The organism is Thalassotalea sp. LPB0316 (assembly GCF_014898095.1).
Lineage (GTDB): Bacteria > Pseudomonadota > Gammaproteobacteria > Enterobacterales > Alteromonadaceae > Thalassotalea_G.
In genome coordinates this window covers 1,269,018-1,293,121 of sequence record NZ_CP062946.1, presented here as the reverse complement: position 1 = coordinate 1,293,121, position 24,104 = coordinate 1,269,018, and the positions used below count along the sequence as shown (strand labels likewise).

At 42.7% G+C, this 24,104-nt stretch carries 19 protein-coding genes; 6 read left to right on the top strand and 13 right to left on the bottom strand.

Features of this window, described 5'->3' with window-relative positions:
- The 3 genes from rpsI to zapE form a co-directional block, all read right to left on the bottom strand.
- Positions 1 to 393, bottom strand: a complete 393-nt coding sequence (rpsI, locus tag LP316_RS05700) for a 30S ribosomal protein S9 (protein ID WP_193023234.1) — start codon at positions 391 to 393, stop codon at positions 1 to 3.
- 3 nt (positions 394 to 396) lie between these two features.
- Entirely contained in the window at positions 397 to 825 is a 429-nt protein-coding gene (gene rplM / locus LP316_RS05695; RefSeq protein ID WP_193023232.1) for a 50S ribosomal protein L13, read from the bottom strand.
- A 260-nt stretch (positions 826 to 1,085) separates the two neighbouring features.
- Complete coding sequence (zapE, locus tag LP316_RS05690; RefSeq protein WP_413470671.1) at positions 1,086 to 2,192, bottom strand: cell division protein ZapE; 1,107 nt, start codon at positions 2,190 to 2,192, stop codon at positions 1,086 to 1,088.
- 182 nt (positions 2,193 to 2,374) lie between these two features.
- Here zapE and LP316_RS05685 point away from each other — a divergent pair, with 182 nt between their 5' ends.
- The 3 genes from LP316_RS05685 (at position 2,375) to LP316_RS05675 (ending at position 5,432) form a co-directional block, all read left to right on the top strand.
- A complete protein-coding gene (locus LP316_RS05685; RefSeq protein WP_193023228.1) occupies positions 2,375 to 2,827 on the top strand; it encodes a YhcB family protein in 453 nt (150 codons plus the stop codon).
- Positions 2,828 to 2,909: 82 nt separating this feature from the next.
- A complete protein-coding gene (locus LP316_RS05680) occupies positions 2,910 to 4,265 on the top strand; it encodes a DegQ family serine endoprotease (RefSeq protein ID WP_193023226.1) in 1,356 nt (451 codons plus the stop codon).
- 120 nt (positions 4,266 to 4,385) lie between these two features.
- Positions 4,386 to 5,432: a trypsin-like peptidase domain-containing protein gene (locus LP316_RS05675; protein WP_193023224.1), complete on the top strand. Its 1,047-nt coding sequence runs from the start codon at positions 4,386 to 4,388 to the stop codon at positions 5,430 to 5,432.
- 85 nt (positions 5,433 to 5,517) lie between these two features.
- Here LP316_RS05675 and LP316_RS05670 read toward each other — a convergent pair whose 3' ends face one another.
- Positions 5,518 to 6,309, bottom strand: coding sequence for a Spy/CpxP family protein refolding chaperone (locus LP316_RS05670; protein ID WP_193023222.1), 792 nt, complete (start codon positions 6,307 to 6,309; stop codon positions 5,518 to 5,520).
- Between the two features lie 156 nt (positions 6,310 to 6,465).
- On the opposite strand from LP316_RS05670, the gene LP316_RS05665 reads away from it, so the two are divergent.
- Both LP316_RS05665 and LP316_RS05660 read left to right on the top strand, forming a co-directional pair.
- Positions 6,466 to 7,161, top strand: coding sequence for a response regulator (locus tag LP316_RS05665; RefSeq protein ID WP_193023220.1), 696 nt, complete (start codon positions 6,466 to 6,468; stop codon positions 7,159 to 7,161).
- 7 nt (positions 7,162 to 7,168) lie between these two features.
- Complete coding sequence (locus LP316_RS05660) at positions 7,169 to 8,587, top strand: phosphate ABC transporter permease family protein (RefSeq protein WP_193023218.1); 1,419 nt, start codon at positions 7,169 to 7,171, stop codon at positions 8,585 to 8,587.
- An 8-nt stretch (positions 8,588 to 8,595) separates the two neighbouring features.
- Here the strand turns inward: LP316_RS05660 and LP316_RS05655 are convergent, their stop codons facing one another.
- The 5 genes from LP316_RS05655 to LP316_RS05635 all read right to left on the bottom strand — a co-directional run bounded on the left by LP316_RS05655 (position 8,596) and on the right by LP316_RS05635 (position 14,736).
- Entirely contained in the window at positions 8,596 to 8,883 is a 288-nt protein-coding gene (locus LP316_RS05655; protein ID WP_193023216.1) for a hypothetical protein, read from the bottom strand.
- A gap of 38 nt (positions 8,884 to 8,921) precedes the next feature.
- Positions 8,922 to 9,800, bottom strand: a complete 879-nt coding sequence (locus LP316_RS05650) for an ATP-grasp domain-containing protein (protein ID WP_193023214.1) — start codon at positions 9,798 to 9,800, stop codon at positions 8,922 to 8,924.
- 33 nt (positions 9,801 to 9,833) lie between these two features.
- On the bottom strand, positions 9,834 to 12,983 hold the full coding sequence (locus LP316_RS05645; protein ID WP_193023212.1) for an efflux RND transporter permease subunit: 3,150 nt from the start codon (positions 12,981 to 12,983) through the stop codon (positions 9,834 to 9,836).
- A complete protein-coding gene (locus LP316_RS05640) occupies positions 12,976 to 14,277 on the bottom strand; it encodes an efflux RND transporter periplasmic adaptor subunit (RefSeq protein WP_193023210.1) in 1,302 nt (433 codons plus the stop codon). Before LP316_RS05640 ends, LP316_RS05645 begins: the two co-directional genes overlap by 8 nt.
- Before the next feature lie 84 nt (positions 14,278 to 14,361).
- On the bottom strand, positions 14,362 to 14,736 hold the full coding sequence (locus LP316_RS05635) for a YacL family protein (RefSeq protein ID WP_193023208.1): 375 nt from the start codon (positions 14,734 to 14,736) through the stop codon (positions 14,362 to 14,364).
- Positions 14,737 to 14,893: 157 nt separating this feature from the next.
- On the opposite strand from LP316_RS05635, the gene LP316_RS05630 reads away from it, so the two are divergent.
- A complete protein-coding gene (locus tag LP316_RS05630; RefSeq protein WP_193023206.1) occupies positions 14,894 to 15,646 on the top strand; it encodes a hypothetical protein in 753 nt (250 codons plus the stop codon).
- A 580-nt stretch (positions 15,647 to 16,226) separates the two neighbouring features.
- Here the strand turns inward: LP316_RS05630 and LP316_RS05625 are convergent.
- The 4 genes from LP316_RS05625 to LP316_RS05610 form a co-directional block, all read right to left on the bottom strand.
- On the bottom strand, positions 16,227 to 17,630 hold the full coding sequence (locus tag LP316_RS05625; RefSeq protein WP_193023204.1) for an MFS transporter: 1,404 nt from the start codon (positions 17,628 to 17,630) through the stop codon (positions 16,227 to 16,229).
- An 11-nt stretch (positions 17,631 to 17,641) separates the two neighbouring features.
- Entirely contained in the window at positions 17,642 to 19,132 is a 1,491-nt protein-coding gene (locus LP316_RS05620) for a tryptophan halogenase family protein (protein WP_193023202.1), read from the bottom strand.
- 3 nt (positions 19,133 to 19,135) lie between these two features.
- On the bottom strand, positions 19,136 to 20,632 hold the full coding sequence (locus LP316_RS05615; RefSeq protein WP_193023200.1) for a tryptophan halogenase family protein: 1,497 nt from the start codon (positions 20,630 to 20,632) through the stop codon (positions 19,136 to 19,138).
- Positions 20,633 to 20,815: 183 nt separating this feature from the next.
- On the bottom strand, positions 20,816 to 23,572 hold the full coding sequence (locus LP316_RS05610) for a TonB-dependent receptor (protein WP_193023198.1): 2,757 nt from the start codon (positions 23,570 to 23,572) through the stop codon (positions 20,816 to 20,818).
- Positions 23,573 to 24,104 lie beyond the last annotated feature (532 nt).

Sequence of the window (24,104 nt, the reverse complement as noted above, 5' to 3'; positions counted from 1 at the left end):
TTAACGTTTTGAGAATTGAGGACGTTTACGTGCTTTGTGTAAACCAACTTTCTTACGTTCAACTTTACGAGCATCACGTGTAACGAAGCCAGCTTTACGTAAATCAGAACGTAAAGTTTCGTCAAATTGCATTAAGGCACGAGTAATACCGTGACGAATTGCACCCGCTTGACCAGAAATACCACCACCAACTACAGTGATGTTGAAGTCAAACTTCTCTAACATATCAACTAATTCTAATGGCTGACGAACAACCATGCGAGCCGTTTCACGACCGAAGTAAGTAGAGATGTCACGTTTGTTAATTGTGATTGTACCGTTACCAGCTTTCATGAACACACGAGCAGTTGAGCTCTTGCGACGACCAGTACCGTAATATTGATTATCAGCCATTGCTTATAGCTCCAAAAGTTGTGGTTGTTGTGCAGCATGCTTGTGCTCTGGGCCAGCATACACTTTTAGCTTACGGTACATGTCACGACCTAAAGGACCTTTAGGTAACATGCCTTTAACAGCGAATTCGATAGCACGCTCAGGCGCTTTTTCGATAAGCTTTTCAAAGCTGATTTGCTTTAAACCGCCAGGGAACTCAGTGTGCGAGTAGTAAATTTTACCTTTCGCTTTGTTACCTGTTACACGTACTTTCTCAGCGTTGATAACTACGATGTAGTCACCAGTATCACAGTGAGGCGTGTACTCTGGCTTGTGCTTACCACGTAAACGTGAAGCGATTTCTGTGGCGATACGACCTAAAGTTTTATCTTCAGCGTCCACCAAAAACCATTCGCGTTGTACGCTCTCTGGTTTTGCTACAAAAGTTTTCATTAAAAAACCCATTATTAAAAAAGTTACTAAAATGATAATTTTCAACAAATTATCGATTCAAAATGGTTACGCTATTACCCCTTCGAGTATCGAACCATGCTGTTTATTCCGGGAAAGAATAAACATTTGTAACGTTAGGGAGCGCAGGATTATAGAGAAGTTTGTCCAAAAGATCACCTATTTTCTGCTGTTTTTATTAAAAAAATGCAAAAATTCTTGGGGTCAGAGTCAATTGACTCTGACCCCAAATTTAATTGTCTTTATGGCAGGTGTTCAGCCGCGAGATAATCGCGTGATTGCATTTCCTGTAATCGGCTTAAACAGCGCTTAAATTCAAAGTTCAAGTTACCATCGGTGTATAACGCTTCCATCGGGGTTTGCGCTGAGATAATAAGCTTTACTTTACGCTCGTAAAACTCATCGACTAAGGCGATAAACCGACGAGCAGCATCATCATTACTCGCGCCCATTTGCGTAACGTTGGCCAGTAAAACGGTGTGATATATTTTGCTAAGTTCCATGTAATCACTTTGGCTGCGTGCCGTTTCACATAAGGTGGCAAACTCAAAGTGGACAACGCCATCAGAAACTTCAACGGTTGGCAATTGGCGATGATTGATTTCAATGTCGGCGTTTTGCTGACCTTCTTCAACAGACAACTGCTTAAAGTAAGTTCTCAAGTTTTTATCAGCTTGCTCATCAAGCGGATAGTGGTAAATTTCGGCTTGCTCCAGGGTTCTCAAGCGATAGTCGATGCCACTATCAACGTTAACAACCTCCGTGTGCTCGTTGATCAATGCAATTGCCGGAAGAAAGCGTGCGCGCTGTAAACCATTTCGATAAAGTTCATCGGGGATAATATTTGAGGTCGCTACTAAGGTGACATTAAGCGAAAATAACTCTTCGAATAATGTACCTAAAATCATGGCATCAGTAATATCTGAAACAAAAAACTCGTCAAAGCAGATAATCGACGTTTCTTCGGCGAACTTTTTGGCAATAATTTTTAACGGATCAGACTTGCCAGCAAGTAGTTTCAATTCATCGTGAACCCGATGCATAAAGCGATGAAAGTGAACCCGCATTTTATTTTCAAACGGTAAACAATCGTAAAACGTGTCGACTAAATACGTTTTACCACGGCCAACACCACCCCAAAAATAAAGCCCTTTTACTGGCTTAACTTCAGGTTTGGCCATCACTTTTTTCCAGCGGTTTAACACCTTCTTAAAACCAGAAACAGGCACAGGCTTTATCGTTAAGTCTTCATATAATCGCTGCAAATGCTTCACGGCATTTTCTTGCGCAGCATCATATTGAAAATCATCTCGTTGCAAATCTTGTTTATACTTATCTATGGGAGACAGATTAATCATTAGTCGACTCTAACTTATTGAACCCTTGAAATATGAAAAAAACCAATTATATCTGCTGTAACTGAAATAAAAGGCAAGCTATAGTATATCAGTCGGTTAGGCATTAACTTAACCCTTTTTTGGGTGAATTTTTCATCTTTTTTCTTTATTACAACAATTTAAGGTAGCGAAGTATGGATGTTGTTTCTGGAATTATTATTTTTATCGTCGGTGCAGCAGTTGGCGCATTTGCGTTTAAAACGTTTAGCGCTTCATCAAAAGAACAAATCAAATTGACCGAGAAAGTCTCAGAGAGTGAAGCTGCACTTGCTAAATACAAAGAAGATGTTGCTGAGCATTTAGATAATTCGACTCAGTTATTAGCACAAATGAACGAAGCTTGTCAGGCCGCGATGAAGCAAATGGAGCAAAGCACTCAGTTGCTCAATCAAGCAACGCCTGAAAACGCAGCTGCAATGCCATTTTTCTCGCAGGAAACCCACGAGCAATTATCGAGTACAGCAAAACTTCGTCACAATCGCGATCGCAAATCAGAAGCCGCATCAACGGAGCAACCACTCGATTATTCAGGCAATCCAAGTGGTTTGTTTGCTGATAAGAAACAAAGTGTTACAAATGACGAATAGCATTTTGAGGAACTAACCCCAAGCTAATTAGTCAGTAGTTGAGTATCCGTACTTAAATGTTTTTTATGGAGTCTTAATAAAAATGAAAAAATTTGCGTTATTGATCAGTGCCGCTCTCGTAACTAGTACGCTAACATTAGCTAGTCCTCTAGCTCAGGCAAAGTTACCGTTTTCTATCGGCTCTCAAGAAATGCCCAGCTTAGCTCCTATGCTTGAAAAAACAACGCCAGCGGTTGTGAGTATCTCAGTAAAAGGGACCCACGAAGTTCAACAACGAGGGGTACCAGACGCATTTCGCTTTTTCTTTGGCAATCCGCGCCAGCAACCTCAAGAGCGCCCGTTTAGGGGCTTAGGTTCAGGTGTCATTATTAATGCCGACAAAGGCTACGTTGTTACCAATAACCACGTGGTTGCTGATGCCGATGAAATCATGGTGACGCTAAAAGATGGTCGCCAGCTTGAAGCGACTAAACTTGGCTCTGATAAAGACAGCGACATCGCGCTTTTACAGATCGAAGCAAAAAATTTAACAGAAATTGAGCTAGCTGATTCAGACGAGTTGCGCGTTGGCGACTTTACTGTCGCCATTGGTAGCCCATTTGGTTTAGGTCAAACGGTGACTTCAGGTATTGTCAGTGCCTTAGGTCGCAGCGGTTTAAACATTGAAAACTTTGAAGATTTCATTCAAACCGACGCAGCAATCAACAGTGGTAACTCAGGTGGTGCACTGGTTAACTTACGCGGTGAGCTTATCGGTATAAACACCGCAATTTTAGGGCCAAATGGTGGCAATGTCGGCATTGGCTTTGCTATTCCAAGCAATATGATGCGCAACCTAGTCACTCAAATTATTGAGTTTGGTGAAGTCCGTCGCGGTGTCTTAGGCGTAACGGGGTTAAGTGTTAATGGTGAAATTGCTAAAGCAATGGAGCTCGAAACGAACCAAGGCGGATTTGTTGAGCAAGTAGCGAAAGATTCTGCAGCCGAAGAAGCGGGTATTAAAGCTGGCGATGTCATCACCAAAGTCAACGGCAAACGCATCAAATCATTTAGTGAACTACGCGGTAAAATCGGCTCAATTGGTGCGGGCAAAGAAGTCGATATCACGGTTATTACCCGAGAAGGGAAAGAGCGTACTTATACCGCTACCTTGAAAAAACCTGAAAGCCCGAAATTGGAAGCGGTCAAGCTCCACGATATGCTAGATGGTGCAAACCTAGAAAACCAAGCTGATGGCAAAGGCGTTGTTGTAACTGCAGTTGAAGAAGACTCTGCTGCGCAATACATTGGTTTGCAGCCTGACGATATCATCATCGGCGTAAACCGCACGCAAATCAGCAACCTAGGTGAGCTACGTGATTACTTTCAAAATCGCACAGGATTGTTTGCCCTCAATGTGTTACGAGGCAATCAAACCGTTTACTTAATGTTGCGTTAAGCCAACATGCTAAACGATAAAAAGCTCGCTAATGCGAGCTTTTTTATTTTTACGTACGTTTAAATATCTGTGATAAGCTAATATAAATATTATAAAAATTTATCAGCTTTAATTTTTACCATGTCTTATTTTAAGTATATTTTTCGGGCTATTAGTTATGGCGTAATGGCCGGCGTTGTTGCGTTGATTCTATTTCCTCAACTGCGCGGAGATGAAGGCTCATTTTTCGATTTGTTCGATCCTAAAGATAGCAAGCCAGCGCCTTTATCTTTTGCGCAAGCGGTAAAAGTGGCTAGCCCGGCAGTTGTTAACTTGTACTCTCACGAAATTATCAATAGCAACCGAGTAACGCGTAGAAACACCATCAGCACCAAACTTGGCTCAGGTGTGATAATGGACAGCCAAGGTTTTATCATCACGAATTACCATGTTATTCGCAACGCGGCGCAAATTATTGTGTTATTGCAATCTGGTGAAGATTACGCCGCCGAGTTAATTGGCTACGACGTTGTCACCGATCTTGCTGTATTAAAGGTTGATGCGGTTAATTTACCAGTAATTCCACAAGAGCCAGATATGGAACCATTTGTTGGTGATGTTGTATTAGCCATTGGCAATCCCCTAAATTTAGGACAAACCGTTACTCAAGGTATTATTAGCGCAGTTGGTCGTTCGGGCTTGAGTGCGACAAGCCACCTAGAGTTTTTACAAATGGATGCCGCCATCAATGAAGGCAACTCGGGTGGTGCCCTGATCAACACTAATGGCGATTTGGTCGGTATCAACTCGCGGAAAGTCGATCGAGAAGAACTCAATATTCAGGGGATCTTTTTAGCCGTGCCATATAAATTAGCTCACAAAGTCATGCTAGAAATCATTGAGAATGGTCGAGTGGTTCGAGGTTGGCTTGGCATCAGTACCATAGAGTACATTCAAAATGCTAAAGGCTTTTTGATCGGTGACGTAGTAGTTAATGGCCCAGCGCAATTAGGCGGCTTACTAAAAGGCGATATCGTTCATAAAATTAACGATATCGAGATCCAAAGTATTGCCCAAGCATTAGATATCGTTGCGGAAACAAGACCTGGTACCGTGCTCAATTTTGCGGTCTATCGCAATAATAAAAATATTGTTCTGCCAATCACTATAGGTACTTTTCCGATCTAACCCGTTTTAGCTCACCTTGTCTAAAACAACAAAGGGTAGCGAAAATTGCTACCCTTTTTACATATTACTTACTGCAAAATCACGACTAACTGCGGTGGCCGCGTTGCTTTTTCATGTTGTGTTTTTGCCTATCAATAAAGCGCTCAAAGGTTTGCTGTTGCTCGGCGTTTAAAGTGTGCCATATACGATGTTGTAAATTAGCGTTATCTATAGCTATCGATTGAGTATCGATTGTAGCCATTGGCATCCCTGGCAGTACGTCATCACCATTTTTTAAGATGTTAATAAACGCTTTCTTTTCCCTGAGTTTTAGTTCTTGTAGCAACTTGCGATTATCGTTAAGTTGTTCAAATAACGGTTCAATCGTTGTTTTTTGCTCATCAGTTAATGCTAATTTAGCGATTAATTTTTCCTGACGCTTTTGGCCTTTATCAGCCATTTTAGTCGACGCTCTAGCTATACGTGATTGCTCTATTTCAACAAATTTAACTTGTTGTTCTGGCGATAACAGTGCCCATATTTGCTGTTTACTGCTACGACTTTTTTCTGCTCTTGCCAATTTTAGCGCGTCAATTTCACCAATGAGTTGAGCAACTTGTGCCTCATCCCATTTATCTTGTTTAATTTGTTGTTGCAGCTCGAGGTGTAACGCCTTAAATGTCGCTTTATTTTGTTCACTATCAACGCGGCTAGCTTTGATAATGGCGCTTGCGTTTTCTTTCTGGCTCTGCGTTAAATCTAGCTGCTTTAGCATGTGATGGTCGTTGTCATGACGCTTGTGAACCTTGTCGCCGTGTGCATAGGCACTAGAAATAACAGCGGGCATGATAATCGCCGACAAACTTATCGCGATTAGTGTTTTGTGTATGGTTTTCATGATTGCGCTTCCTCTTAATTAACCTTCGAAATTATTGTAGCTATAGCAATGCAAAGAAACGCAAAGCCAGTGTAAAGATTGCGTAAAGATCAAATAGCATACTAGGGCTCATTTCGCATGTTTGCTATGATAACGCCATCAATCTAGGAGCTGTGTATGTCTGAGAAGTCGCTATTGATCATTGACGATGATATTGAATTAACTGAACTCTTATCACAATACTTATCAAGCCAAAATTTTCAAGTCGATGTTGCTAATGACAGTGAGCAAGGCCTAGGTATGGCAGTGATTAGCAACAAATATGATTTAATTTTACTCGACGTCATGATGCCAAAACTCAATGGCTTTGAGGTACTAAAAAAGCTCAGACAAAGCTGTATTACGCCAGTATTAATGCTAACGGCAAAAGGCGATGATCTCGACCGAATATTAGGGCTAGAATTAGGTGCCGACGATTATCTGCCGAAGCCATTTAACCACCGTGAACTAACTGCTAGGATCAACGCAATAGTAAGGCGGGTGGATTTTCACACCAAACCGTCGACGCCACAGCAGCTAACCATCGACAAGTTATCGATAGTACCAAGTAGACAAGAAGCATTTTTTGATCAACAACCCATCACGTTAACGGGCACCGAGTTTGCTATTTTACAACTGCTAATGTCGCACCCCGGCGAACTCATTTCTAAAGAGCTAATTTCGGAACAGGTGTTTAACCGAAAATTGATGGCGTTTGATCGCTCTATCGATATGCATGTCAGTAATATTCGTAAAAAGCTTCACCAGTTTAGCGAACAAACGATGATAAAAACCGTACGTGGCTCTGGCTATATTTTTGTCGCAACGCAGTAATTTACCTATGAGCAATAAAGTAAAATCAGCATTAAAACGACTAAACCCCAAACACAGTTTGTTTGGCAAATTATTCTTGTGGTTTTGGTTGGCAACTATCGTACTGATCTCCAGCACGGTATGGCTTTCACGACAGTTTAGTGACGATAATCAAATTAGACCGGTATCAAAACAGCAACAACAGGTATTAACCCAAGTTTTTGAGCGCGTCGAACAACTTAATCAACGCAAGCGCAAACCGAGAGATTTAAAAAAGCTCGCTTTTCATTTAAGCCGACAGTTTAACTACGCGATTGTTATTTACGATATCGAAGAGAAAAAGTGGTTTAACGACTTACCGACACCGACCTTTAGAGGTGAGAGTCGCTTTGAGCGAATGTTAGCGTATGATCAAGCGCTCGCATTTAATGTTGGTCGTTTCACTTTCGCAGGACCAACCCAAGCTATGATCAATGACAAGTCAATATTGATTTACGTTGGTCAACACCGCGCTGGCGGTGCGCTGCACAGCTTTAAAGATCAGCACCCAGGTTGGTTTATCGCGATTATTTTAACCATCAGTGCACTGTTGTGTTTAGTGATGGCCTGGACGCTTAACAAGCCTCTTAAAGCCTTGCAGCAAACCGTGCAGCAAATGGCCTCTGGTGATTTATCAGCACGGGTAGCCAATGCCGACAAACGTCACGATGAGGTAGGTAAACTCAGCCAAGATATTAACCATATGGCAGAGCAAGTTGACAGTTTAGTCAGTAGCCAAAAACGATTGCTTGCCGATATCTCCCACGAATTGCGTTCACCGCTGGCTCGGCTCCAGATCGCTATTGGTATCGCTCAACAATCAAGTGCTGATAGCATGAGTGAAGCTCAATTATCGTCACTGACACGTATTGAAAAAGAAGCCGATGAAATTGAAACAATGATCAGCCAAGTATTAGCCTTATCGCGATTAGAAGCCAATCAACAGCAACAGGCGTTTGAGCAAGTTAATTTATCCTCTTTAGTTAGCCAGTTATGCCAAGATGCGCAATTTGAAGCCGATGCCCAAAGTAAGGCATTAGTTTGCCAAGTCAAGCCAGGCATTGAGCTAAATGGCGATGGCCAACTATTAAGTCGCGCTTTTGAAAACCTCATCCGCAATGCCATCAAGTACGCTCAGCAAACTATTCAGGTCGTGCTAGAGGAAGAGGACAAAACAATACATTTCTTTGTACAAGATGACGGTGGTGGTGTTAACGACGAGGAAATTGATAAGATTTTTACCCCGTTTTATCGCGCCTCTGCGTCGCGCAACCGACAATCTGGCGGCGTCGGTTTAGGGCTCGCTATCACGCGATCGGCGATAAGTGCTCACAACGGCTCGGTTACGGCAGAAAATGCTGAACCACAGGGGTTAAAAGTGAGTGTGCGCTTGCCTAAAGTACATTAAACGTCTAATTAGTTACTTACTTGACGATTTGTCATTTTCGAGACAACTAGGTCGATGACAAAAACAAATAAACAAACAAAGAAAGTACGTAAGATAAAGCCAATGCCATCTAATGCATCAGCCTGACAACCAAGCGATAAAACGTTACAGTAGTATATATCTATTACGTAAGGCGAGAGTACTGAAAGGAGTAAAATACAAACATACTTTACTGTTTTTTTGAACGCTAGATACTTTAATAACGCGACAATAATTAACGCGATTATCAACGTTGTCAGCCAATAAATGCTGTCCATATTCACTCCTGTAAGTTGTCCCTAAATCAGTTCCCTTGCTATAACTGATATAACCTCGCCATTCGTGCAACAAAGGCCTCGGCAAAACGCTGTGCTGATTTATCATCCATATTAAAATATAAAGATGGCTCAATAAGTTCAGCTTCCATCAAAGCAAACCCTTGATCAGTGCGAACAAAATCAACACGGGCGTACATTGGCAATTCATCGATTGCATGTAGTGTTTTTTCCGCAGCCTCAACTAATACTAATTCAGGTGTAATAGTTTTCAAGCGACCACCGTGCTCTTCTTGAACGCGAAAATCATCAGGCTTTGGCGTTTTTAAGATGGCATGGCTGTACTTGCCATCAAAGTAAAACAGTGAAAACTCACCTTCGGTGATTACACTTTCAACAAATGGCTGAATAATAAACGGCTTATCTTTAAACACCTCAACGAGCTCATCAGCGCGCTGCTCAGCTTGTGCTTGTGTCAGCCAAAAGGTGTTATCAGCATTGGCACTAATGCGAGGCTTCATCACCAATTGCTGCGTATTAAAGTACTGGAAAAACGCTGCTATTTCTGTTTTGTCGAGCTGCTCTCGCCACAAGCTCGGTACGATTAGTACCCCTTTTTGCTCCAACGACTTCAAGTATTGTTTATCAATGTTCCACTTAACAATGTCGAGTGAATTTTCAAGTATCGCTTTTGATTGCTCAATATCAGCGAGTACCTGCAAAAACGCCGGTGCGTCGTCTTGGTAATCCCATGGTGTCCGTATAATAACTACGTCAAATTGGTTCCAGTCTACTTGTTGCGCTCGCCACGAGACAAACTCCGTTTGCCAACCCAGTTTCGCTAATGGCTCAATGAGCAATTCGTCATATGCTTCAAAATCGTCAAGGTTATCCATCGACAAAATGGCGCACGCTTTCATTTACTTCTCCAAATAAAAAGGTAGGGGTCAGAGTCAATTGACTCTGACCCCAAGTTTGTTGGTTGGCGCTGAACGCTTAAATAAGCTGTGTAAATCTTCTTTGATCAGATATAAAGATGGGATCAAGAACAAGGTAATAACCGTCGCAAAAATAATACCAAAGCCCAGTGCTATCGCCATTGGGATAATAAATTGCGCCTGTAAACTCGTTTCAAAGTACAGCGGTAACACCCCAAAAAAGGTGGTTAATGAGGTCAGTAAGATCGCTCTAAAGCGCTGAGTACCTGCCTGACAAACTGCATCAATCAACTTCATGCCCTGTTGTTTTGCACGGTTAATAAAATCGACCATAATCAACGAGTCATTTACAACAACACCTGTTAGGGCGATAAATCCATACATCGACATCATATTAACAGTTTTACCTAACAGCAAATGCCCCCATATCGCGCCAATAATACCAAACGGGATCACTGACATAATAACGAGTGGCTGAATATAAGATTTGGTTGGAATGGCTATTAAGCCGTAAATTAAAAACAGCGCACCAATTAAGGCAACGCCAAGTTGCGCCATGAAGTCAGCTTGTTCTTTACTTGCCCCCTCCATACCGTATTCAACCGTTGAGTAATTGGCTAAGATTTGAGGAATGACTTCTTCATTCATTTCTTTGAGGACAACACGCGACTCAACTTTGTCGCTATCAATATCTGCTGAAACGGTAATCGTGCGCTTTTGATTGATTCGAGTAATCGTCGAGTAACTTTGACCAATGGCAATATCGGCGACTTGATAGAACGGCACCTTTTCACCGCTTGGTGTGCGAATCCACATGTTTTCAAGATCAGATATCGACAATCTGTCTTCTTCTGGGTAGCGCACCATGACTTTAAGTTCGTCGCGGCCACGCTGAATACGTTGCGCCTCTAAGCCATAAAACGCCTGCCGAACCTGGCTTGCCAAGTCGCTCAATTTCAATCCTAACACTTCAGCTTCAGGCTTGATATTGAGTTTGATTTCCTGAACTCCTCGGCTAAATGAACTGCGAACATCATATACGCCATCGTATTCGGTAAGCTTGTCTTCAATTTGGGTTGAGGCAGCTTCTAAGTCTGCGTCGTTTCGGCCTGACAATTGAAACTCTAGTGCGGCCCCACCGCCTGTATTGGTGCCGGCAAAGAGTCGCAATTCGCGAACTCCTGGAATTTCACCCACCTCTTGACGCCAAATTTTTTCAACATCATATGAGGTTAAGTCTCGATATTCAGGTTTAACCAACTCAAGTAAAAACGTAGCGTTGTTATTACCACCGGTAAAGAGCATGGTGTGCTTGATAATGCTTTCACCTTCACTACTTTTATAATTTTGAGCAATTTTTTCAGCCGCCAGTAGTACTTTTTCAGCCGCTTTATTGCGATCGGCAACCGATGAGCCGTCAACCATTTCTAGGTTTGCTTGAATAAAGTCACTTGGCACATTCGGGAATACTTCTACCTTCACCAAAGAGCTAGCGATTAAACCAATCGACACTAATAACATGGCAAAAAACACCGCCATAGTGGTGTAGCGCGCGCGGAGCGCTTTTTGTAATAACGGTAAATATTTGTTTTGAATAAACTTATTAAGGCCGTGTTTGAAAGCCATTTGCTTGCGTTCAAACCAGTTGGCGTTTTGCTCAGTCAACGGCACGTACTTCATGTGGGCTAAATGAGCAGGCAATATCCACTTCGACTCAATTAACGAGAAGATCAAACAATACGTAACGACCAAAGCGATTGCCCGAAAGAATGCGGCAAACGTTGCATCGATAAATAATAGTGGGGCAAAGGCAGCAATGGTGGTTAAAACGCCAAAGGTTGCCGGCATCGCTACTCTCATCGTTCCTTGAATGACATTTTCTGTTGAATGGCCTTTTTTACCGATTTCAGAATAGATACTCTCGCCGATAACAATCGCGTCATCAACCACTATCCCTAACACCATGATAAAGGCGAATAAACTGATTAAGTTAACCGACACTGCCCACTCGCCACCTAATGGCATTAACGCAAAGGCGCCAAAGAAACTGATTGGAATTCCTAACATCACCCAAAAAGCGACTTTTACCCGTAAAAATAGCGTTAAGACACAAAATACAAGTAACGCACCCAGGGCTAAGTTACTAAACATCATATCAAGGCGAGCATCGAGGTAATACGATGAATCACCCCATATAGTTAATTTTACGCCATTTGGTAGATTAGCTGATTTTTCATCAACATAAGCGCGAACCTGCTTAGCGATTTCCAAATCATTTTGATTACCCGTTGATTGCACCATAATGCTTGACGTTTGCTCGCCATCAAAAGTGGCGAAATCTTCCGTTTCAACAAAGCCATCAACCACGTTAGCGACATCACCTAAACGCAAATGCGTGCCATCAGGGTTGGTGCGCAACACTAGGTTGGCATATTCCTGCCCAGTATATGCCTGACCTTGTGCGCGTACCGAGATATCACCGCTAGATGCTTTGATCCGGCCACCGGGTAAGTCAATTGACGAGGCGCGTATCGCTTGACCAATTTGCTCAAAGGTCAAACCGTATTGCAGGAGCTTTTCTTCTGATACTTCAACGCTAATTTCATAGTCTCTAGAGCCAACCACTTCTGCCGTATTAACACCGGGTAAGGCCATAATTTCATCGCGAATATTTTGTGCCATGGTCTGGCGAGTGTGCCTATCCATATTGCCGCGCAGCGACAACCACATCACTTGGCCCTTGAACTCTTGCTTTGAAATAACCGGTTTTTCTGCTTGCTCGGGAAAGGTTGTAATACTGTCGACTTGAGTCTGAACTTCATTGAGCTTTTCATCGAGTGAGTAGCCCGACTGCAACTCAATAACCACAACTCCCACACCTTCATTGGCGGTTGAAGTGATTTTCTTAATCCCTTCAATGTCGTCTAATGCCTCTTCAACTTTTAGCACAACGGCAAGCTCTACTTCTTCCGGTGCTGCGCCTAAATGTGGCACGACAACTTGAATAGTATTCGGGCTAAATTCCGGAAACATTTTTTTGTTGATCGACAAATAAGACATAAAGCCAGAAACAATGATCAGTACCATCAATAAGTTGGCGGCGACACTGTTATAGGTAAACCAAGCGATAATGCCGGTTGAGCGCTTTTCTCCGGGGTTAGTCATTAGTTTCACCGTTTACTGATACGTTATTGTTCACGTCTGTTTGCGCGCTATCCTGCTCAATACCGGTTGGCGATTGATCATTAACCACGCGCAAATCCATACCGTTAACAGGTAACTCAAGTTTGGTCAGAATTAAGCGCTCATCAGGAGCAAACTTATCGCGCGTATAAACGTAGTTTGCATCACCACGTAAAATGTCAATTTCGCGAACATCTAAGGTATTTTTACTGGTAACAAGGTGAACACTGTTTGCACCACGCACTGCAGCACGGGGGATTGCGGTGATATCGGTTACGGTTTTACCATAAATATCACCATTGACGAAAGTACCAACGCGCAGCTCATAAGGTCTGTTTTCGCTAAACAGGTTATAGGGATCATCCACTTGTGCCACTACGTAATGGACCCGCGAGTTCATATCAACAACACCTTCATATCGAGCTAACTGAGCCTGCCAAGTTTGCTGCTGACCTAGTACATCAATATGTAAGTCAACGCGCGAACCTTGGAGTGCATCTGTGTTATTAATCTTAGGTAACGAGAGAAAGTCGATATCTTGGAATTTTACCGGTAAACGAATTTCAGCATAATCTACCGCAAATGTTGTAGCGATTTGGCCACCCACGCCAACAAACTGACCTATATCTAAGTGCTTAGTCTTTAACATTGCATCATATGGTGCGACGATTTTCGTTCTCTCGAGTTTAATTTGGGCCGCTTGAACATCTGCTTGAGCCGCTTCTAAATCGGCCTTAGCTTTTTGCAGTTGTGGTTTTCTCAGCGCCAATGCAGGAGCGTCACTCAAAGATTTACCTGTTAAACCCCACTCTTCTTTAGCTTGTTCAACACGCGCTTTTTCTTCCATCAGTGCCGCTTCGGCAACGTGTAATCTGGCTTTAGCCTGAAGCAATGCCACCTGATAATCGATATCGTTGATCGATAGCAACTGCTCCCCTTTTTTGAAAAAGCCACCGGCGATGAATTTATCTGACACACTAACAACTTGGCCGCTAACCTCCGAGACAATCACCGTTTCGGTACGCGGCAATACACTGCCTTGACTGGCAATGACGAATTGCACATCGCTCGACGTTATATCCTGCACTTCAACCAGAGGTGCTTTAACGGTAAAAGGCTTTTTCTCAGGTTTAGGGGCTAATGCGCCCATAACCCCTAATAAAACAATTGCAGCAACAATAATAGCGATAGGCCAAAGCACAAAGCGCAGTTGCACCATTTTTCGCTGTTTTTCTGGTTTCGTTTGCTCTGTTGGTGACGTAACAGGAGGTGTCATCGTAAAATACCTAATTATTAAAATAATCTGTAAGTTATTATTTTCTATGCGTACTTTAACGCAAAATACAAAACGAGATACGATTTATTTTGTAAGAAAGTTTGCCCAAGCAAGCATTAATTGATGAAAGTCGTCAATGCCACACATGGCTGATTCTGTTTCGTCAAACTCTAACGCTTGCTCTGCGAGGTTTTCCGACATTTCTTCGCCTTCTAGACTTGCATTAAGCGCGATAATGGCATCTTCATTAGACAGGACCAAGGTATATTGATGACCAACATATTTAATATCTTGCTGATGAGTATGGGCCACACCGTCTAACATTTTTAAGACTTTTGAAAGGTTTGCTTGGTTGCTGCCAATTTCAGTTTCAAGCCATTGGCCAAACACTTGGTGTTCGGTATTGAATTTCGCCCGAAAGTTGCCAGACGTTGTATCATGTGAAAATTGATATTCCATGAAATTTGATGGTCATTAATGATGCTAATGCTTAAGTGTAGCAAAGCTTTTCTGGCTTTTCTAAATCAACGACTTATATAGTTAATTAACAGACAATAAATTATTTTCGCAAAATGAACTTAGCGACAGTCTATAGGTCTATTGGTATTCATTAAATATGTCAGCAATCAGGGAGAGTAGATTGCAATTTGCCGAGTTAAAGCAGCATAGTAAAGCGATTTTATTTACCTTGACTATCCATCTTGGCTTAGTGCTTTTGTTGAGTATGCAGTCGTTTTATCTACCCAATGAACATAAAGATAAACAAGATGTAACACCGATAAAGAGCTACCTATATGTGCCAAAACCTATAACAGTTAAGACTCCACCTGCAATTACCCCAAAAGAAGATACTCAAGCCAAAAGCGAACCTAAGCAAGTTGAACAAATCACCGAGCTTGATATTACAGAACCTGCAGTTACCCCAGTACAGCAGGAAAATCGAGAGCAGCAATCTCAGATTGTTGACATCCCCTCAATCAAACCACCAGCTATAGCCAAGGGCTCTGTTCGCGCACAATTATTCGATCTCAAGCAACAAATTCAAGATCAACATATACAGCAAGCATTTAATGAGTATCAAAGTTATCGTCAAGGTGATGTGATGTCAGGTAAGCACCTGCCTGTGCCTGAATCTGTTGTCCCGCTCACGCAAGATGAAAAGGACAAGCGAGCAACGTCAAATATCGGTAATTTTGATATTATCAAGGGCGATAACGGCAACTGTACCTTAGTTGAAGATTTATCTTATTTAGGCTTAGATCACAAAGCTGTTTCTAGCTTTGGTTGTGGCGAAAGTAAAGATGAGAAAAACTTCCGTTTACACATGGATAAAGTGTTGGAGCGATTGGGTAAGAAGAAAAAAGACTAAAGGTACTCTGTCTCCTTTGTCGAGCACTCCGTGACTGCCGATAAACTACTCCGCCCCTATAGCCCAATCCGTCATCCCGTATAGACCACTCCGTCATCCCCAATAGAACACTCCGTCATATCCAAATGCTGTTATTGGGGATCTCATTGAATTTACTGCTTGAGATTCCCGCCTAAGAGACCGCGGGAATGACGTTGGGTAGTGGCGGGAATGACAGTTTATTTATCGTCATCCCCTATAGACCACTCCGTCATCCCCAAATGCTGTTATTGGGGATCTCATTGAATTTACTGCTTGAGATTCCCGCCTAAGAGACCGCGGGAATGACGTTGGGTAGTAGCGAGAATGACAGTTTATTTATCGTCATCCCCAATAGAACACTCCGTCATCCCCAAATGCTGTTATTGGGGATCTCATTGAATTTACTGCTTGAGATTCCCGCCTAAGAGACCGCGGGAATGACGTTGGGTAGTGGCGGGAATGACGTTGGGTGGAGGCGTCAATGACGTTGGGTGGAGGCGTCAATGACGTTGGATTGTGGCAGGAGTGACGAAAGTTGAACGTGTAAATCACGACTAACCTATTTCTCTCTCACCTTAGTCCACACCAACGCCGATATCGCAAGTGCAATGGCGCTTACTTGAAAAACAATACTCTTATCGGCAACCTTGGAAATAAACAAGCCAACGCCTAAGCTCACCAACAGCTGCGGTAAAACGACTGACAAATTAAACAGCCCCATATATAACCCCATCTGTGCTTGATTAACTTTTTCCGACATAATCGCGAACGGCAAACTAATAATCGATGACCAGCCAATCCCTAAAATTGCCATCAACACGTATAAATTGACTTTTTCATGACCGAGGTATGCGACCAAACCATAAGCAATCGCCATAGTCGCTAAGCAATATGTGTGAGTTTTAACGCGACCAATTTTCTTAGCAACGGGCTCTAAAACCAAGGCAGGCAAGAAAGCCGCAGTAATGCTTAAAATCAGGAAACTGGTGGCAATCACTTTACCCAAATCGTCATCACTAACACTTGGCATTTTGTCTTGTAAAAAGGCGATGATAAAAACAAACATGGTTTGCACGCCAATCCAGCTAAATGAATGGGCCGCTAACACTTTTGCAAAGCCTGTTTGATTAGTGGGTGTATCGGTTTGCTCTCGTGCGCTAATCGTTTGTATCACCAATACAAGGGTGATCAAGCCAGCAATAGCTTCCGCCCAATAATGCGCCACTTTAACGCCTGACAACTGCAAACCGAGGGCATAAATATCATAAATTAATATCCCCCAAAGCGGTCTGATATTTTTAATCACATCAATCAGGCCATAATTATCTTGTTCGTCAGCTTGATTGGTTAATTCTCTAGGCTCTTCAATAAAAAATGGTGGTACTAAAGACAATACCAGTACCAAGGCGGCACCAAAGTATATTAAGGCATAATTGCCCCAAGCAGCCCCTATCGCGTAGGCTAAAACGCCAAATGACCCAGAAACGGTTTGCATCCAAGTATAGCCTTTTGTGCGCTCCTCACCTTCTGGTGTAACATCAGCAATAAGTGCTCGCGTCGGATTAAAGCTAACGTTTATCGATAAATCTAAGGCTAACGCTATCGCAATTGCCACCCCTAAAATACCTGACAAGCCCAAGCTTGAAGAAACAATATCAATATTGGGTAACGCCAAAAGCATTAAGCCAGCTATCACGCCACCAATTAAAATAAACGGGCGACGTCGGCCGTTCCAGAACCACACTTTATCACTAATAATCCCCACGATTACTTGCCCTAAAATACCTGCAATAGGGCCTGCCGCCCAAACTAGGCCAACTTCGTGAATATCTAAACCATACTGTGTTGTTAAAATCCAACTAAGTGCCGAGATTTGCACCGACAAAGCAAAGCCCATTGCCGTGGCGGGTAACGACAACAACATGTAAAAACTATTGGTTAATTTTTTTTGCATGGCTAGCATGGCATTCTCACTTATTTAAACTGCAAATGGGTCGCATGTGATTGAAAGTTAAGCGCGCAGCCCTGTAAAAATTGCGCAATGTTATTATCTCGGTATAAATCGCCTCGATTCGGCTGATTGTCGGCAAGCGGTGGGAACGCTCCGTAACCTGCTAACAAGCAATGCCATGAACTGGTATCGAAATGGCTTTGTAAGTTTTGCCGGAGAATTTCTTGAGTGAGATCTTCGCGATTAAACCAAACGTTCAATAGCTGTATTAGTGAATCTGATAAGTGCGTATTGTCACGGTTGGCACGCCAGTAATCGCTATCATTTCGGGTGTTCATCTTATAATGCGCAACAATGTAATCGCGCACTCGCTCAAAGCGCTCTGCAGTGAATTGATTGTATTGCGCTTGATATTGATTGCTAAAGCCACCTTTTTCAAACTGCTCGATAAACATCTCAAGGCTCAATTGAACAAGGTGCAACGCGGTGGCTTCAAGTGGCTCAATAAAACCTTGCGATAAGCCGATACTCAAGCAGTTGTGTGCCCAATGTTTTACCAAGCAACCCACCTTCATCTGTAAATGATTGCACATCTCATCGCTATCAATGGCATTTAAATGCCGGCGAAATTCAGTTTCTGCCTGATCTGATGAAATAAAATCTGAGCTATAAACATAACCATTACCATAGCGGTTAGTTAATGGGATTTTCCAAACCCAACCAGCGCTAAGTGCAGTTGCTAACGTTTCTACAGGAATCATTTCGTCAATCGGTGTAGGCATGACCACTGCACTATCGTTGAACAAATTGTCTTTATAAGATTTAAATTCAACACCGAGTGTTTTTTCCATCAACAGGGCGTTAAAACCGGTGCAATCGACAAAAAAGTCTGCGCTAATTTCACCCTGCTCTTTGGTGATCACACTGGCAATATCACCGTTTTGGTGACGTGTTGCTTCAAGGACATTAGCTTGAATGTGATTAACGCCTTTATCAGCGGCAAATTTTGCCAAGAATTGGCAGAGTAAACCGGAATCAAAATGGTAGCCATACTCCATTTTAAACGGGAAGTTTTCCGGTGTTACCGGCCCTTTACCCTGCTTGGCTAACACGCCATTAATAAAAAAGTCTTCCGGTACGACATGGGTATCTAAACCTAAGCGACGGGTTTGAGTATTGACGTGAAATGATCTTGAAGTAAAGGTATCTACTTGCGAAGTAAACGGATGTGAATAGCTTTCAATGCCCGATTGCGGGCTCCAGTCTTTAAAGCGAATATTGAGCTTATAAGTCGCATTACACGCTGGCATCCACTCGCGCTCTGATACCTCTAGTATTTCAAAAAATCGCTTAAGTGTCGGTGTTGACCCTTCGCCAACGCCAATAATACCAATATCAGGTGACTCAACTAAGCTGATGACAACGTTTTTATCTGCCCATTTTTTAGCAAACAAGTTTGCTGCCATCCAGCCTGCGGTACCGCCACCGATAATTGCAATTGAGACCGGCTTCATCTGTTATGGCGCTCGACTGATCATGCTTTGTAAGAATTCATCATGGCTTGGCAGTTGCGATATTGGCTCTTGTTTAATTTGCTCAATGCGGCTAAGCATATCGATCAATTGTTGCTCAGATAACTGATTCGCTTGCGGGTTGTAATCTCTTGGCTCTAGCCCTTGACCAGCCATAACTTGCAACCAAGAGCTTTCGAGAAATAGATCATTTTGCTCTCTAAAGATACGGCCAGAGGCTTTAAACATCTCAATTTTGTGGCGTAATGAATCAGGTATATCAAGCTCGCGCATTGCTTTCCAATACAGGCTATCAGTGCGCTCATTAACCACGTAATGCAGAATAATAAAGTCTCTGATCTGCTGGTACTCTATTTCTGATTGCTTGTTGTATTCAGCAACATCGTGCTCATTAATACCTTGATGCGGGAATAAATGCGCTAGGCGCACCACCGCGCTTTGAATTAAATGAATACTGGTTGACTCTAGGGGCTCTAAGAAACCACTCGACAAACCAACGGCAATCACGTTTTTATGCCACTGCTTGCGGCGACGCCCGGTAGTGAAACGGATCAACATGGGGTCAGCCAATGGCTTGCTATCTAAATTACTCATCAAAACATCTTCCGCCTGTTGCGGCGTGTAATGGCGATGGCTAAAGACAATGCCATTGCCATTGCGATGTTGCAGTGGAATGCGCCACTGCCAACCACCGGCATGAGCAATTGAACGCGTATATGGCAATGTTTTTTCTAAGCGCTCAGACGGCACTGCAATCGCAGAATCTGAATGCAGCCAATGGCTCCAATCTTCAAACCCTGTTGCTAGGGTTTCTTGTATTAATAGCCCTTTAAAGCCTGAGCAGTCAATAAATAGGTCGCCTTCAATCACCTCACCAGATTTCAGCACCAACTTCTCGACAAAGCCCGAGTTATGATTTTGCAGGACTTGTTCAACCATGCCTTCGGTGCGCTTAACGCCCATTTTCTCACTGAACTTACGCAAAAATTGAGCGTATAAGCCAGCATCAAAATGATAAGCAAAAGGCATATCTAACACCGGATCTTGCGCTTTAATTTGGGCAAATTTACCGGCTTCTGCAGCTAAGTAATTAAGATCGTAATCCCACAGGCTTTTGTCTAAGCCAAGCTGTTTAGCGCGATAGTAATAGTGATGAAAATGACAAAACGGGTTACTTTTGCCGGCAGCGCCGAAGGTGTGGTAGTAGCTCTCGCCAACGTTTTTCCAGTTTTCGAATTTGATCGCGAGTTTGATTGTCGCCTTGGTTTCTTTAATAAACTCAGCTTCATTGATGCCAAGCACATTATTAAACAAGCGAATGGGTGGAATGGTCGCCTCACCGACGCCAATCGTGCCAATGGCATCTGATTCGACCAATTCAACATCGATTTGATGGCTGAACATTTTCTTTAAAAACGCTGCCGACATCCAGCCCGATGTGCCGCCACCTAAAACCACGACTTTTTTTACTGCATTATTCATAACAATTTTCTAATTATTGGCCTAAATATTAGCCGAACGATTGGCCGCAAAATTGGCCTTGTTTCGAAGCGTAATTTGTTTTTCATTAAATTACTGCGTGAATCATTAATTTAGTGAAAAACAAACTGTCAATAAAGAAAAACCTGCCAGTAAACTGGCAGGTTTTGATTCAGAACAAGTCGTTTAGAACTTGTAGTTCATGCTTAACATGTAGTTAGCACCAAAAGATTGGTACTTAGTGATTTGACGCGGGTCAACGGCTTCAGCTTGAACCGTATCTTCGTCTGTTAAGTTTTGCGCTTGGAAGCTCACACGTAAACCGTGCAGAGACTCCATGCTTGACTCACTGAAGTCATAGCTAATTTGCGCATCCCATAACTGACCACCTAAGTCTTCAGTTTCTTCTAACGCTAAGCTTAAGCCACGAGTTTCCGTTAAGAATTCATCGCGCTTAGTGCCAGCGATACGGAATTCCCAACCGTTAATTTCGTAGTAAGCCGTTAATGAGTAGCTCTCTTCAGAAAGACCAGGGATACGACCACCATCGTCTAACTTACCATCGATGAAGGTTGCACTCATTACCACACCTAAACCTTCTAGGCTATCGTGCATAATGTTAAACGGTAAGCTCGTTTGGAACTCGTAACCGCGCACAAAACCTTCTAAGCCGTCTTGCTCAGTGTTGACGAAACCAAATAGGGTCGCCGGTGCATTACCTTCGCTGTCTTGGTGTAACTCAGGAATGTAAACATCTGAAAAATCAACTAACTCGCGATTTGAACGATGCCAGTTTTTCAGATCTTTGTAGAAGAATGTCGCTGCAAAGTAACCTTCTGGCGAGAAGTAGTTCTCGTAAGATAAGTCAAATTGAACCGCTTCAAGAGGTTTAAGGTTTGGATTACCTGCATTACCACTCCATGGGCCACGCTCTGGGTTTGGATTATTGATTTGATCATCGTTATAAGCAAATGTCGCAACATTATTCGGCTTCATTTGATCCATACGAGGGCGAGATAATACTTTACCTGCTGCCGTACGGATAAATTGATTCTCAGCAATTTCAAAGCTTAAGTTCATCGTTGGTAACAAGTCTGCGTAATCAGAATTACCTTCAACCGGTGTCGCTTCAACATAGCCATTTTCATTTTCTACCGTTGAGAAACCAAATGAGCTCTGCTCAACACTGGTGTATTGAACACCGAAGTTACCCGTTACATATACACCTTGCCATTCAGTATCAATACTGAACTTCGCGTACCAAGTGCGGATATCTTCTTCTACAGTGTATGTATCACCTAAACGGTCTGTTTGTACTAATGATGCTTCAGTCGCATTGTAGTAACCACTGCGGTAAAGACCTAACGAGTCGTAAGCTAATACGCCGTTGATACCGATAAAGCTTAAGTCTGCAACACCTAATACGTCAGGAATTGCCGCATCACCTGGGTATGACGGCGCCGTTAAGTAGTCACCTTCATTAATTTTTGTCTTTTTGCGATCTGAGATGTGTAAGCCAAATTCAGCCGCTGAGATGATGCCCCACTCAACCACACCATCAACGCTAAAACGCACTGCATCTAACTCTTCGTTAAAGTTCGGACGGTTAATAAAGCCGTCTTGTGCATCAGAACCTACCACTGGTGCACCCCAAGCTTGTGGGCCGGCCAAGCGGATTAAGTTCGGATCAGTGTAATCTAATGTCGGTAATGATGAGTGATCACCAAACATTGCACCGGTAGATGTTTGTTGCCATGAACGGGCAATTGTCGGACGGCCATCAACGCCAGCACGACCAACACCTGAGTAACTTTCTACGTCAAGTAACTCTTTTTCAACATCGCTGCCTGAGTAATCGAAAGCAAATGTCCAGTTATCAGATAAAGCGTACTCTACGTTTAAACCTAAGCTGTTTAATTCAGCTTTTTGGCTTAAACCGTCGTTGCGAATAACCGAATGGAAACCATCGAATTCACCGTTCATCACTAAACCGTTTTCAACAGTACCAGCCGTGTGATTAGGCGCACCCCATTCAGCACCACCTTCTTCTAAACCGCGTTTTACATCGTTTTCTTCAAAGTCGATGTATAGCGCGTCTAGTTTAACTTTTAAACGATCTGTTGGTGCCCATTCAACAACACCGGCAACCGAGGTACGCTCTAATAATGCTGAACGCGTGTAAGAGTCGTGACCACCTAAAATTTTAGCGCCAGGCGCTTGACTTGAGTCAGCGTAACCCCAACCGCGGAATTGATTTTCTTGGCGTGGTGTTTCTTGGTCTGCAACCGTTAATGCAACACCAATAGTGTCATCGGCAAACTTATCAACAAAGTTGAAAGATAATCGGTGACCTTTGTTGTCGTAATCTGGGTTACCAGCATCTTCAGCATTTTTTTCGTATGACGCGTTGAACGTCATTGTTTTTTCAGCAGTTAATGGGCTAACCATCTGCATATCGATAGTACCACCGATACCTTGTGTCGTTAGGCCAGCTTCAGAAGACTTGTAAACAACAATGTTGTTAATGATTTCTGTTGGGTAAAGGTCGAACTCAACGCCACGGTTGTCACCCATACCTAAGATTTCACGACCGTTAAGCGTTGTACCAACGTAGTTTTCGTTGAAACCACGCACAGCTAAACCACTTGTACGACCGTTGCGACGTTCACCTGTTACACCTGGTAAACGAGATAGCGATTCTGCAACAGAAGTATCTGGTAATTTACCGATATCTTCAGCTGAGATAACTTCGACAATATTGTCTGTGCTCATTTTGATTGCTTGAGCGCGTTGTAGTGAACCGCGGATACCCGTAACCGTGATTACTTCAACTTCTTGTTCTTTTGCTTGGCTGTCTTGAGCAGCAAGTACAGGTGCACTCATTGCCATTAAGCCAGTAGAAAGCATAGCAAGCGTTACCTTACTAGGTTTAAACTTCAACATATATTCTCCCCTTCATCCGTGTTTTCTTTGTTTGTTCAGCATCCAAGCTGACGCGACGACATTTGTATTATATTTTTTAGAAATCCGCTTCGTGTAGGAAAGCGGTCAACTTACTATAAAAGCGAGCCCTTTCTAAAAACACTGTTTGCATACGTATTCATCAATTTATGACCACAATTGTCTCTGCTAGCTACAAACCTTTTAAGCGTAATAGACAATCTTAAATAACGACAAATTTTGCTGAAAAAAACCTTCAAAAACTCGTTAGAAGATTCCAAAACAACTTTCAAGCCACCAAATTCAATTAGTTAACGCAGGGTAACTGTTATTGTTTAATTCCCCCCTAAGAGACAAATTTTCATTAAATGGAAGTTATCACTAATAACTTTCACCACCTGCCGACAAAAACTGAATACGTATGCAAGCATTACAGGTGTTAAAGCGATGTTGCATAATCCTCAACCGAAGTGAATATTTGTGGCCACAATTATTCAAATAACCATCAAAATTAACGCGTAAAAAAGGCGCTCAT